9 protein-coding genes are annotated in these 13,459 nt (G+C 50.3%); all 9 read right to left on the bottom strand.

The features are described 5' to 3' along the window. Positions 1-807, bottom strand: an 807-nt coding sequence (locus IM273_RS21430; protein WP_193055613.1) for a hypothetical protein, incomplete at its 3' end; no start/stop codon positions are given. 13 nt (positions 808-820) lie between these two features. Beyond that, on the bottom strand, positions 821-2,851 hold the full coding sequence (locus IM273_RS21425; RefSeq protein ID WP_193055612.1) for a peptidoglycan DD-metalloendopeptidase family protein: 2,031 nt from the start codon (positions 2,849-2,851) through the stop codon (positions 821-823). A gap of 2 nt (positions 2,852-2,853) precedes the next feature. Next, positions 2,854-5,484: a type VI secretion system Vgr family protein gene (locus tag IM273_RS21420; protein WP_193055611.1), complete on the bottom strand. Its 2,631-nt coding sequence runs from the start codon at positions 5,482-5,484 to the stop codon at positions 2,854-2,856. 291 nt (positions 5,485-5,775) lie between these two features. After that, complete coding sequence (locus IM273_RS21415) at positions 5,776-6,417, bottom strand: hypothetical protein (protein WP_193055610.1); 642 nt, start codon at positions 6,415-6,417, stop codon at positions 5,776-5,778. A 25-nt stretch (positions 6,418-6,442) separates the two neighbouring features. Continuing rightward, a complete protein-coding gene (gene tssH, locus IM273_RS21410; RefSeq protein ID WP_193051913.1) occupies positions 6,443-9,076 on the bottom strand; it encodes a type VI secretion system ATPase TssH in 2,634 nt (877 codons plus the stop codon). Positions 9,077-9,235: 159 nt separating this feature from the next. Further along, positions 9,236-9,727, bottom strand: coding sequence for a type VI secretion system effector Hcp (hcp, locus tag IM273_RS21405; RefSeq protein WP_041908841.1), 492 nt, complete (start codon positions 9,725-9,727; stop codon positions 9,236-9,238). A gap of 5 nt (positions 9,728-9,732) precedes the next feature. Beyond that, positions 9,733-11,457: an OmpA family protein gene (locus IM273_RS21400; RefSeq protein ID WP_193051912.1), complete on the bottom strand. Its 1,725-nt coding sequence runs from the start codon at positions 11,455-11,457 to the stop codon at positions 9,733-9,735. A gap of 3 nt (positions 11,458-11,460) precedes the next feature. Then, positions 11,461-12,114, bottom strand: a complete 654-nt coding sequence (gene tssL, locus IM273_RS21395; RefSeq protein WP_045259657.1) for a type VI secretion system protein TssL, short form — start codon at positions 12,112-12,114, stop codon at positions 11,461-11,463. After that, positions 12,111-13,448, bottom strand: a complete 1,338-nt coding sequence (gene tssK, locus IM273_RS21390; RefSeq protein ID WP_045259656.1) for a type VI secretion system baseplate subunit TssK — start codon at positions 13,446-13,448, stop codon at positions 12,111-12,113. The genes tssL and tssK overlap by 4 nt, the downstream gene beginning before the upstream one ends. Positions 13,449-13,459 lie beyond the last annotated feature (11 nt).

Genomic DNA, 13,459 nt, shown 5'->3' with positions numbered 1-13,459 from the left:
GTTATAACTATCTGGGTCATCAACCATTACTGGCTTTCCATTCATCAAAATGGTTCTCCCATTATCATCTGTTTTTCGTACCTTGGGTACAACGTTGCCTGTGTCAGGATCAACAATAACGATCTGATCCTTTCCTGTTATCTTAAATGCCCCCTGCGCCGAATCAAACCTATAGTATCCATTTTTTGATACCAAAGATTCACTCATATATTTAAGACCTTCAGGGATTGAATAAGGAATTGAATCCAGTTTAACTAATGTATTAAATCTTTTATCGAAAAGTAAAATATCATAATGCCCATCATGTTTGATTGAGTTTCTCTGAAGAGAGTCATATGTGCAACCTGAATAAAAATATGTATAGAATTTTTCGTCTTTCATTATCTTATCATTCTTATTAAGACATATATCTGGATACTCATCCATTCCTGATGACATTAAGAACTGCGATATTTTTCTATTTTCTTTTATTCGAACGACTTGCTGGGCCTGATAACTTTCATCTGATATATTTAAATATACTCCTTTAGGTACTTTTATCTTTTTACCTTCAAAAAATCCTATCCATAAATTTTGATCTTTATTTACTAGCCAGTACTCATTGGTATAGAGTCGTTTGTCTCGTAGTCTGTCCGGGAGATGACTCTGCTCATTTTTATAACGAACATGATCATCTCTATACTCCTGATCAATGCGTTGCTGCTCGCTTCGAAAAAAAGATTCATCTAAAGCGGCAATTGCTAACCAATCAGATTTAACAATATTTGCTAATAGAAAGAATATTATCCATTTAATAATCTTTAACATCACTCCTCCTCAACTAAGGATAATCAAATCCATCAATAAATGGTGTAGGGTCAAGGTGATTAATTATTCCGGGAGATCTTTCTGTTGTTCGTACCTCAAAATGAAGATGGGCCCCTGTAGCTACACTAGTCATTCCATTTGCATTACCAGTACATCCAGTTTTCCCAAGAAGATCCCCACATTTCACGGATACCCCATTGACGAGTCCAGAATGTATTTCAGATAAATGAGCATAGAAAAAATAGATTTTACTAAGTTCACGCCCGTTGTATGAACATAAAATTATCTTCTCTTGTGGTAAATCATTTGTCTGGACGACAAGAGATAATTGCAGACCATACCCATGGACACCCTGATTAGCAATAAAAGCTATACGTCCATCCGCCACAGCATATATAGGTGTTCCAGGTTCTGCTTGTATGTCCACACCTTGATGCTGATAACGATGTCCATCAGGTGCAGTTCTCCACCATCCGAAACTTGCACTTTTAGAACTGGGTAACCCACGAGTTCTGATGAGACAAATACCCAAAGGATTATGCCATTGTGCTGGAGCTGGAGCTGGAGCTGGAGCTGGAGATTGTGAATTCATAGCCGCTACTGTGGGCAAATTAATTTCTGGATTATAATCAGGATTTATTTTGTGAATAATATCTTTAGTAGAAAAATTCTTGCCCCCAGGTTCCACTCTGTAATGATCTGGGATAATAATAGAATCGAAATATCCAATCATCCATGCCACAAAAGCCGTCCTGAAAGAACCATCAATCGAGTAAAAACGCTGCTCTGCATCTGCATTTTTCAGATTAGATTGCAGACGATTCTCATATATCAATTCAGTTGGTTTATTATCTTCCTCATATTTATTATGAAATATTTCTCTTCCATTCATAATAATATCAACGGCCCCCAATGTTCCATTCATATGGACCAGATAGGCAACTTTGACTATTTCATCAGGTTCAAGTGCTCTGATAGACTGTAAGTTCCAATCATTAACTAATTGCTCAATACTCTGACGATCAAGCAATCCAATCATATCAATATTGTATGCTGCATTAGCTCGCAAAGATAACACAGTATCCTTATCGATCTCTGTTATGGAACCATCACCCAATTCTCCCCAAAGCTTTTTATTTTTATATATTAATTTCTGGTAGGAATATTTTTCTGTTATAAATTGATAAACCTTGGATTCAGGTTTAGCACAAAGAGATAACCATGTCTCAGGTTTAAACTGGCCTAACCCTACCGCCCCCGAACCGGTAGAATTAGTGGCGTTTGCTTTCCATCTTGACTCTGCATAAATTAATGCAGCAAGCCCCTCTGGCTGGAAATCGTATTTTTTAGCCGCTTCAATGACATAATCGCGATATTGCTCTGCCTCCGGCGGAAGGCGCAATCCTTCACTGACGTTACCAATATTACTCACACTGGTGGGAGCACCACCTTCGGTTCTGGTGGTTTGGTTTACAGAAGGGGTCTGGTTTTCTTTTGTTTTACTTTCTGATGGACTGGAAGCAGTTGAGCTTCCTTTCTGTTTTGCTTTTTCCTTTTCCTGCTGTTTGCTCGATTGCTGGGTACCTTGTTTAACACTGGTACTCCCTTTTATTATCATTTCTCTGGACGAGATCCGCAGGCTTAACGTCCCCAAAGGCAATTTTTTATGGTCGGCAATCAGAATGTACTCTTTTTTATTTAAATGTTGCAGTTCAATCTTTATACCTTTGGTACTGTCTTCAATAAGTAGACCAGCAACAACACCTGTGCTGTCTGTCACGTAATCATAGGTCTTACCATCAAAAGTAACTCTGAGTTTTGCATCTCTAAGCGGGCGCCAGACAAGATCGTAAATTCTCAAAGTCAATTGAGTATCATAGACTTTGTCTTTTGATGGTAAACTCAATACCTGACCGGGCTGGATAATATGCTGCTCTGCTTTAGTGAGAAGCCCATTAATATTGGCCAGTTCATTAATATCAATGCCGAATTTACGACTAATTTTCCACAAGCTGTCACCCTTTTGAACTGTATACTGTTCCATGGCTATTCCTTATCTTGCTCGTTTAATTCACCATCATATTGCGGACCATGTTCATCAAAATCCTGGTCATCATCAACTTCATCTTCAATTCCAAGCTCATTATCATAAGAAAATAGGCTCGTCCATTTATTATCGCCAATTATTGCATGAAATTTTTTACTTTCAGGCTGTTCAAAGCAGCCTGACCCTCCATCATTAAAAGCAGAACTCCATATTTGTTGTTTTGATTCACTATCAAAAAGGCTCACTTTCATAGTAGTTGGCGCAGCATTACCAAAAGAATCTAACAGCATAAAACTCATTGACTGGGGACCACTATCAGGAAGTTCAGGAATATTTGACTGTATAAAAGTTGGGCCACTATAGAGAAGCTTACTTTGCTTCATCATAATATCACCAGGGCAGCCTAACTCGATGTTTCCTCCGGACAGGCGGATGTATGCCCCGCCAGCACAGGTCAACGTTAAAGTTTTTGCCGCTGTAAAAGTCATATCCTCTGTTGTACTGGTCACAGAAATATTTTTCTTAGCTATTACTTCAATATTCCCTGACTGAGCCTGTGATATTAGATCACCTTTGGCTGCAATAGTCTCTATACCCTCAGTTTCGGTAAAGATTGAAATTTTTTCTGAAGCGGCAAGGGTAATGTTTTTCTTTGCTCCTAGTTCAACATTTTGTCCTGCAGTCATATAGATATTTTCACTTGCAACTGTCTGAAGATGGCTACCACTGGTTAAAGCAATACCTTCAGGCGCACTCATCAGTAGTACAGCCTGCTTTAGCGAAAGTAACTTCTCTTCCATCAGTGCCTGTTGTTGCTCATAATGCAAGAGTTGTGCTTTTGCTGCTGATGCAGCCTGTGACAGAGACTCCATTTGACTAACGGCCTGCGTCAACAAGGAATGTGCTGCAGCCATATCCAGCACTTTCCCCTGCGCCTCAGGCTGGCTGTCTGCAGTAATGAATATCCCTTTTCCCGCCCGGATCCCTCCCCATTCATCAGTGCGCAGCTCAAAACCTTCCCCCCGCAATGCCCTTTCTGCATTGACCAGATGTCCTAAATTAAGCTGCGTCTTGCCCCCGTACTCCGTGCTGAGCTTAACGTGCTCCTCACCCCGCTTGTCCTCCATCCGCAACTTGTTCAGGCCGGCTGTACGAATAACATTGCGCGTGCTGTTGGCCTCAGTGACGTGGTCGACGTGGCGGGAGTCGTGAAGGGCATGGGCAATATACGGACGATCCGGATCGCCTTCGTGGAACGCAATGGCAACTTCTGTACCCTGTATCAGCGGAAAGTGGAAACCGTATTTGTCACCACCGTAAGGTTTGGCAAAGCGCACTGGCATGCTTTCCATGCCTTGCTTTTTGTCATCACGGTCGGCATCAAACTTCACCCGGTACATGCCCGATGCATCCTGCCAGGCGTAAATATCGTTATCTTTGGCGCTGGTCACGCGCGCCATCATCGTACCGCTGACCACCGGGCGCTTTTTGGCGGCAGGACGCCAGCAGCGGTTCTCATAGTACGGCATCGCTACCCATGTCACTTTCAAGGCATTCTTACGGCTGCCGTAATATCCAGTGCGGATAATAACAACACCATTCTCCGTTTCCCGGGGCAGCGTTGGCGGAATAGCCGTTTCCGTGATGGTCAGTACCTGTGCCGGACCCAGGGTATGGTCCGTACTGCTGCCGGTCACTGTAGTCTGGGCGGATAAAAAACGTTCATGCTCCAGACGAGCCCAGAAGTTACCTGTTTCGGTTGCAGGGGTAATTTTGTCACCCCGCTCGAGGTGACGCGGACGATAGTGATACACATCACCATAAGTGATACAGTCACCGTCGCCCCGGGTCATGTCTGCCGGGACGGACGTTAGAATATTCTGCGCTTCGCGATGGTTATAGTCGCTGGCGGTGACCGAACGTTCCACCACGTTGTGCCAGACGTGGATATCCCACACCGAGTCAACGGCATTGTCATTGGTGCCCGAAGGGCTGTTAAGTGGCAGTTTTTTACCGAATGTCCAGGCGCTCTGCTTATCCGCAAAGTGCACCACTTCAGTCTGGGTATCCGGTTGCAGGGTGAAGAAGTAAAAAATCCCCACCTCAGCCAGCAGACGTTCGATAAACGCGAGGTCACTTTCCTGGTACTGATTTATCTGTTCCCGTTTTGGGTAAGTTTGTTTAAGCTTGAATTCATATTCCCACCTCTTCAAACCATGCTCGCCAAGAATTTGCTCTACCACTTCCGGCACTGATTTGTTGACGAAGAAACGGTGAGTACGAAACTGCTTATCCAGTAAGGATATAAAAGGTTCCAGAATAATTTCATACGTAACCTGATCGCGTGAACCGGCCAAGCGTCGGAAATTTGTCACCACACCATGAACAATTTTACCGACAACAGAATCTAATAGTTTCCCCACCCCCATGCTCAGCGTAGCGGTTTTACTTAACATCATTTCAGCCGTAAGATCCGGATGTGAACTGGTAAAACGAATGGTGTAATGATAGAGAGCACTCATTTGTTCTAAACCATCAAAACGTTCCACATCCAATGGATAAGGGCAGGAAGGAATATCCAGTTTATAGCGATTAAGGATGCCCTCTGTCATTTTAAATATATTTTCCATTTCTATAATTCCTGTCCTGGGTTAGAATGATATTAAATAGAACCAAACTCAACAAATATGATGAATATTATCTATAATGTTCCCATTCATCATAAATGTATTTCAAGGCGAATTTATAAAGTCCATAACCTATGAGAAAGGCTACTATACCTGCCCCACCTAGAATGAAGCGGTAAGTATTGGCTGAAAAAAAGAAACAGTAGAAAGAGTAAATCATACTGACAGTTCCTAGCGTCATCCCGATACTGGCTACGATCCGTGAAACAATGATAAGTATAAAATCTTTTATATTCATAAACCTCCAAAGAAGTATTCGCAGACATTATTAAACTCTTCAGGATTTATCTTTGCAATTTCACAAGCCGTCTCATAAGGCCTAACAATGTCCTCAACAAGATAATAAAAAAGATCAAAATCACCCATACTGTTTAATTTCTCATACATTATGGGGTTTCTTTCACGCAAGTACCGTGATGTATAAATAGATCTTGATGCTTCAGCACCAACTCCCAATACACCACCAGCAACAGAACCAGAAAAAAAGGCACCAACTCCCTGAGATATAATCGCCCTACCGAGGTTAACCCCCGTAAACTGCGAGAAGATCATTTTACCTATAACACTTCCCGATATATTTCTTGAAAAATTTGAAATTTTATGTATGTCTACATGAGAAACAAAATCATCTATAAATGGTTTAATAACCTTATAAATAACCTCATCGTTAAAAGTTACTTTTTTAACCAGTGCTGCTAACCGAAATTTATCATTCTGATTCTCTCTGCGGTGTTCCGTATCTATAAAATCATAGCCAAGATAGGCAAGGCTGACGGGTAAGGAAATAACACCTTTCGCCACAGCACCGATAAACCCAGACCCATCGATATGAATGGCCTCAAGCATATCTCTGGCAATCTCTTTTGCGCTGTCCATAATTGCTACCCTTTAGATAAACCAGTTAATCAAACGCCAGCACAATCCCTTCTTCGTCATCCCAGCCCAGCGTCAGGCTGTGTGGCTTCTGTTTCGCGGCCATGTGGGTCAGCAGTTGTTGACTCAGTACTGGCAGAATCTGCTGATTGAGCAGGCTGTCGACGTTGCGTGCGCCGCTGTCCGGCAGCAGGCAGGCGGCGGTCAGGGCGTCATACAGGCTCTCATTAATCTGCGTGGTCAGGCCGTAGTGGCGATGCAAGCGCTTGCTAACCTGTAACAGCTTCATTTCCACGATGGTACGCATGGCCGCTTCCGCCAGCGGACAGTAAATCACGGTCTGGAAGCGGGCCAGCAACGCGGGCTGGAAGTGGTCACGCAGGATCGGACGCAGCAGTTCGTGCAGATCGCCTTCGGTGGATTCAGGTTGTTCGTCCAGCAGCTGCATCAGGTGGTCGCTGCCGAGGTTGGAGGTCATCAGAATAACGGTGTTGCGGAAGTCGATTTCACGACCTTCACCGTCGCGCATAAAGCCACGGTCGAACACCTGATAGAACAGGTTCATCACGTCGCGGTGCGCTTTTTCGACTTCATCGAGCAGCACCACGCTGTACGGTCGCTTTCGCACGGCTTCGGTGAGAATGCCGCCCTGACCGTAGCCAACGTAGCCCGGAGGGGAGCCCTTCAGCTGGGAAACAGTATGAGGCTCCTGGTACTCGGACAAGTTGATGGTAATCAGTGATTTTTCACCGCCGTACATCACGTCCGCTAGAGCCAGGGCGGTTTCGGTTTTCCCCACCCCACTCGGGCCCACCAGCAGAAATACGCCCTGAGGGCCATTCTCAGATGTAAGACCCGTTTTTGCCGCACGCAGACGCTGGGCGATGGCCGCGAGCGCCACATCCTGCCCGACCACACGTTTGCCAATTTCATCTTCCAGGGTAAGCAGTTCGGTCTGCTCATCTTTCATCAGCGATGACAGCGGAACGCCTGTCCAGTCAGCAATCACATTGGCAACGGTGCGCACATCCACATCTAGCGAGAGCAGCGGGTTGCTGTGCTGCATGCCGTGCAGTTCCTGCTGCAGCGCGTGCGTCTCGCTCTGACGGGAGATGTCCTGGCGGCTTTCCAGCAGTTGTTCGGTGAGTTTCAGTTCCTGCCCGTATTGAGTTTCAAGCTCGTCGAGAGCAACGATAAGATCGTTCTCTTCCTGCTCAATGACGGTCAGGCGTTCACCATGGCTCTGATTGCCGACAGCAATATCTTCCAGCAGTGCCTGCTTCTCCATTTCAAGAGAGGTGATCTGCGAGCGAATGCAGGTCAGGTGCTCCGGCACGGTGTCGAGGCTCATGCGGACGCGCGCTGCGGCGGTGTCGAGCAGGTCAACTGCCTTGTCCGGCAGCTGGCGGCCCGTCAGATAGCGACGAGAAAGCGTAACTGCCGCGCGTACCGCATCGTCGGTAATGTGCACGTTATGGTGCTCGGCGTAGCGGGATTTCAGACCACGGAGCATCAGACAGGCGGTGTCGTCATCCGGCTCGTCCACTTTGACCATCTGGAAGCGGCGCTCCAGTGCGGCATCGCGTTCAAAGTACTGCTTGTACTCACTCCAGGTGGTGGCCGCAATGGTACGCAGTTCACCACGCGCCAGCGCTGGTTTCAGCAGGTTCGCTGCATCGGCGCCGCCTGCCTGGTTGCCTGCGCCGATGATGGTATGCGCTTCATCAATAAACAGCAGGACCGGGGACGGTGATTGCTGCACCGCATCGATGATGTTTTTCAGCCGCTGTTCGAACTCCCCTTTCACGCCAGCACCGGCCTGCAGCAGGCCCAGGTCGAGGGTACGCAGAGTGACCGTTTTCAGGGATTCAGGCACATTACCCTCGGCAATACGCAATGCCAGACCTTCAACCAGTGCGGTTTTCCCCACGCCCGGCTCGCCGACCAGAATCGGGTTGTTTTTGCGGCGACGAGAAAGGATGTCCACCATCTGCCGGATTTCTGTGTCACGGCCAAACACAGGATCGATCTTTCCTTCCTTCGCTTTGGCGGTGACATCAAGGGTGAATTTATCCAGCGCGTTCTGCAGCGCAGGACTCAGTTCCCCCTCTTCCATTTCCATACCAGCCGGACGCCCGACAAACTCCACTTCACCGCCGTGGTTCTGTGCCAGCTCAGCTTCGAGCTGCATTTCCGGACGCTCATCCGATTGCGCATCCAGCAACGGTCTCAGGCGCTCCAGCTGGCTCTGGCCAAGCGTTAACAACGGCCAGAGGCCGTCACAACGAGCCAGTTTTGGTTTTTCCACCAGCGCCATCAGCAGATGGACGCTGCGAATGTGCTCTTCACCATTGAGTGAGGCCAGTAGCCAGGCTTGCTGCATCAGAGTCTGGATGTCTTCTGAGAGCTGGGGCCGATGGCGCACGGAGCGAGGTTGTTTATCCAGCCAGCCGAGCAGATCCTGCCAGATGCCATCCATATCCCACTCGTAGCGGCGTGCCAGCACAGTGAGATCCCCCTCGCCTTGCTCCAGCAGCTTCAGCAGCCAGTGCTCCGGCAGAATTTCGGCATGGGCACGGGTCTGGCAGAGCGATGCCGCCCCTTCCATCGCGCGGGCGCAGTAAGGGTTCAGACGACGTAACAGGATGGCTGGATTTTCCATGAGATTCTCTCTTTGTCGGTTCCTGGACACGCTACCGCCCCTCGCTGTTCACCAAAGCGCATAAGGTCAGGCAGGCAGGTTATGTTTTCTTTGCTGAGCGCCCGCGTCTCAGGCGCTCAGCAAAAAACTGCGGGCAGGAAAAGCCTGCCCGCATCAGGATTACGCGGTGGCGCGTTCGTTCCAGGAATCGGAATGAATGATGTTGCCGTCTTTGTAGGTCCAGGTGATTTTTTCGTAACGCAGTTCAACGCGTTCAAGGTGGTTGTGCTTCTCTTTAGATGGATCCTTGATGTCATACATTTCAGGATTCACCTTCACTACCTTCACGTTTTCCAGTTTGGTGTTGAAGTACTCCACTTCCTGGCCCGCATCGTTGATTTTGTACCACTTGAACTCAGCGGATTTCAGGGTCTGACCCGTGGTCACCGCCTTGTACAGGTACGGGCTGGAGGAGTCGATTTCCTTAGTGAACAGGAACGGGGTGTGGATACGGGTCCCGGTCAGCTTGCCGGTGTTGTTATCGGTCGGGATGTACAGGTTGTGCTGCTGTGCCACCACTTCGATGCTGCCTTCACGATCCTGAACGTCCACAGACCCTTTAATGTCCGCGCCGCCGTCGTCCTTCAGCCAAAGATAAACAGGAATTGCCATGTTAATTACTCCGTTTTATTTTCTGAGACGCCATCATCCTGCGATGGCGCCGGGTGTTTGCCGGGTATCTGACAGGCACTTGCCTGCGGTACCAGACTGATTTCGACACGGCGGTTAAGCGCACGCCCTTCCGGAGTGTCGTTGGTTGCGACAGGGCGGCTTTCGCCATAGCCCTGCACCGCAAAACAGCTTTCCGGCACGTCGCCGGTGTCACGCATCCAGCTGCGCACCGCTTCGGCACGCTTAAGAGACAACGTCTGGTTCAGTTGCGGATTGCCGGTGTTATCGGTATGCCCTGATACGACAATCAGCCAGCCTGGCTTCGCTTTGATGCCAACCAGTGAATTCACCAGCATTTTGGTGGAGCCTGCTTTCAGCTCGAACTTGCCGGAATCGAACAGCGACATGCTGTCGAGGCGAATGGTTTTCGGCCCCTGAATGATTTTCTCAATGATCGGTGGAGGCGGTGGCGGAGGTGCCCAGTCGCTGAGAGCGGCCTCAACGAGCGGAACCAGACGCAGCCCCTGATACAGACCCAGGCGATAACGTAGTGGTTCCCCACGACGCAGCCAGTCGTCGAGCAATGCGCCATCAGCCCGCAGACGCTGCTGCGCATGCAGTTTCGGTTCAACTGGCTTACCGCTCAGTTGGTGATACAACGCAAGATGATCGCCAACGTTACGGATGAGGCGCTGGTTATTCACCCAGGACGCCAGCATCGCCAGCGCAAGGAAAATACCCCCGAGTAGACCGGCATAACCCCAGAACACCATCCTACGGCTGACACCATGTCGGCGTGGTAGCGCAGGCAACAGCAGTTCAGGTAGCGGCAGTGGCTCTGTGGCCACGACCACATCCGGTGGCAGCGCCGTCACGGAGGCAATGTGCTGTTGCCAGAGATTGCCCACGATGCCGTTCACCCGCACCATGCACATGCCCTGCACACAGGGCTTCATCACGGGTAACTCACCCCGCCGTACCGACAACAAGTCATTCACCGCGCTATTCTGCCAGGCAAGCAGACTGTCCAGCCACAGGCCCTGACTCAGACGGGAAAGACGTCCGTCTGTTCCAGCCTCCCGGGCCCATTCCGTCAGTGACACATTGCCCTGGCCAGGCTGATATACCTGAATACCGCTCCGCTGGTTTACCGTGGTAAACCAGACAGGCTCGGCTTCCGCACACGCCGACGGTGGTGATACCCAGGTTACGGTCCACAGTGGAGGGATGGAGCCAAATGCTGCGCGGCACTGGACGACAGCACGCTGCCAGCCCCGCAGAGACTGGGTAAAATCATCACCGGATTTGTGCTGCTCAGGCACCACCGCCAGCATGACCGAGATTTGCGACACCAGAGCCGGGCGCACCAAACTCAGGTGCTGCGCAAAGAGCGGTAGTTGCTCTGCGTCCTTTACCCACAGATACCAGCCCTGCCGGGTTTCACGGTGACGGATTCCGGACACAAAGAGCGGAGCGTTATCACCACAGACAAAGATTACCGCCCCCTGAAAATCTTCCGGCGGCAGGCTTTCATCCACAATCTCACGAACAGCAGTTGCCCGCGCCAGAGAAGCACGACGCTGGCACCAGAAAATAACTCCGGCCACCAGAGCAACCAGAAGACCGAGTGCCAGACGGCTGCCCGTGGACAGTGGCCAGAATCCCAGAATGAGCCACAACGCCAGAACGGCACCCAGAGCAGTTAACAGACTTCGGTACGTATCCCGCATCACTTACCCCGGCCTGACAATCTGGCTTACCAGCCCGGTAAGCGAAGACGAAAGGAAAAACCAGAGCGCAGTCAGAGCGACGGCGGCCACTACCCAGCTCAACCAGTACCAGCGACGACCGCTACGCAGGCGTGATGCGCGCACAACAATGGGGGCATCCTGTGCCAATGTGAAGGCGGGCACCCGCTCTGCGAGAGCGCGAACAATATCTTCCCGACGCTCATCATCCTGAGCGCGATACTGACCTACGAACCCCAGTTGCAGAGTCCGGTACATACAGGTCAGGACGGCGGTATTAGGGGCAGTTTCTTTCAGCAGGTTGCGGATCCGTTCCCACAGCTCTTCACCAGCATTGAGGGTACCAAAGAAGTGTGCCTGCAGCGGGTCACGGCGCCAGGTCAGGTAGCCATCATCGGTGGTTCCCCGGTTCATCACGCTCTCATCAAGCAGTGCACAAAGGGTATACACCATATGGTCACGGCTGATGTCGCTGTAACCTGCCTCCGTGAGCGCAGCTTTCGCCTCCCGAACCAGACGGCAGGCACGGCGATAGAGCCCTTCCCCGTCACGCACTTCCTGACCACTCCGCAGTTGGCTGGCCATCAGCCAGCCCGGGTAGAAGATATGTTCTATCTGACTGAGTTCAGATTTATTCATGTACGCAGCACCGCAAAGAGTTCGAGATCAACATCCCCCAACGAGCGTGGGGTATAGAAGGTGCAACAGCCCATCTCAAGCATTGCGCGAGCCGCCTCACTGCTCAGATCCAGCGAGAAATACTGGTTCTCAAGGCGCAACGGGATAGCGGCCGGAACATGCGTCAAAGGCTTAATCAGCATCCCACTCAGAGCCACATTCACCACATCCGAAACATCATCGAAGCTGCCCGCTTTACACAACTGCGGGAATTTAGTCTGAAGCTCATGGTTCGGCATGGAGGAGCGTACTGAGAGATAGAAGTCCGCCCCTTCGCGCAGACGTGCGTCGTGCAGGGCACCTTTCCAGATCTGGTCCTGATGCTCCAGGTGGATACTTATTACCCGCGACGGCAGGCTCGCTTCCAGTAGTTTGTCCAGCAGTGCCAGCAGCGGCGGGAATACTCGTTCCGGTGCATCGTGCTGGTAAGCAGGAATATCGCTGGCGTCGTGCTCAAGTGAGAAAGTCAGCAGGCTGCCGGCCAGACGGGTCAGTTCGCGATACAACAGTTCCGGGTGGCGCTCAGGCGTCTGAAGCAGTTCAATCAGCACCGGCTCGGCGCTGTTCAGGGCATTCAGCAGCCAGAACAGGGAGACATCCGCGACAGCAAAGTCTGCCATCCGCTCATTGCTTTCACGGCGCATGGCCATCAGGCGACGGCGGCGGACCTGCAGACGAACCAGTAGGTCCCCCAGTTCTGTGGTCAGCCACGGACTTGCAGAAACGGAAAGCATCGGGGGAATGAAAGCAGGATCACGGCCCCACTTCCCCTGAGCATTACGTACCAGACGGGTCACCGGACAGATTAGGTATGCCGTGTTTTCCTGGCTGGACAGACGCAGGGTTAGCGCATTACGTAGAATGGCGAGTTCCCCGCTTTCATGACCAGCAAGTTCCTGCACCACCACACGTTCTGCTTTCCAGCGACGGGGGCGTTCACTGTCCTGTCCATTATCGAGGTTGCCACCACTGGCACTCAGCAGTGGCAATGCGGCAAGCACCTCAACAGCCTCAGCGCCGTTTGCGGCAGACAAATCACAAACCGGCGGAATATTATCCGCCAGGTCCGTATCAACGATTGTGCCATCCTGGAAACGTATGACCAGACGGATGGCATTCAGCCGCGAGAGCGCAAGTGCAGCGTCATCAAACTCTGCTGCAACCACGCCCCAGGGATGAGAAATACCCATCCGGGCGACCATATTGGCAACGTGCTCACTCCAGCGGACCTGCTGCTGGAACTGTTGCGGGGCCAGAGCGGCCCCATCCTCCCAAAGTGGGCGGTAAATTTTCATCCCTGATCACC

This window comes from Enterobacter cloacae complex sp. P13B (genome assembly GCF_014895915.1).
Lineage (GTDB): Bacteria > Pseudomonadota > Gammaproteobacteria > Enterobacterales > Enterobacteriaceae > Enterobacter > Enterobacter bugandensis.
This window is presented reverse-complemented; position numbering and strand designations above follow the sequence as displayed.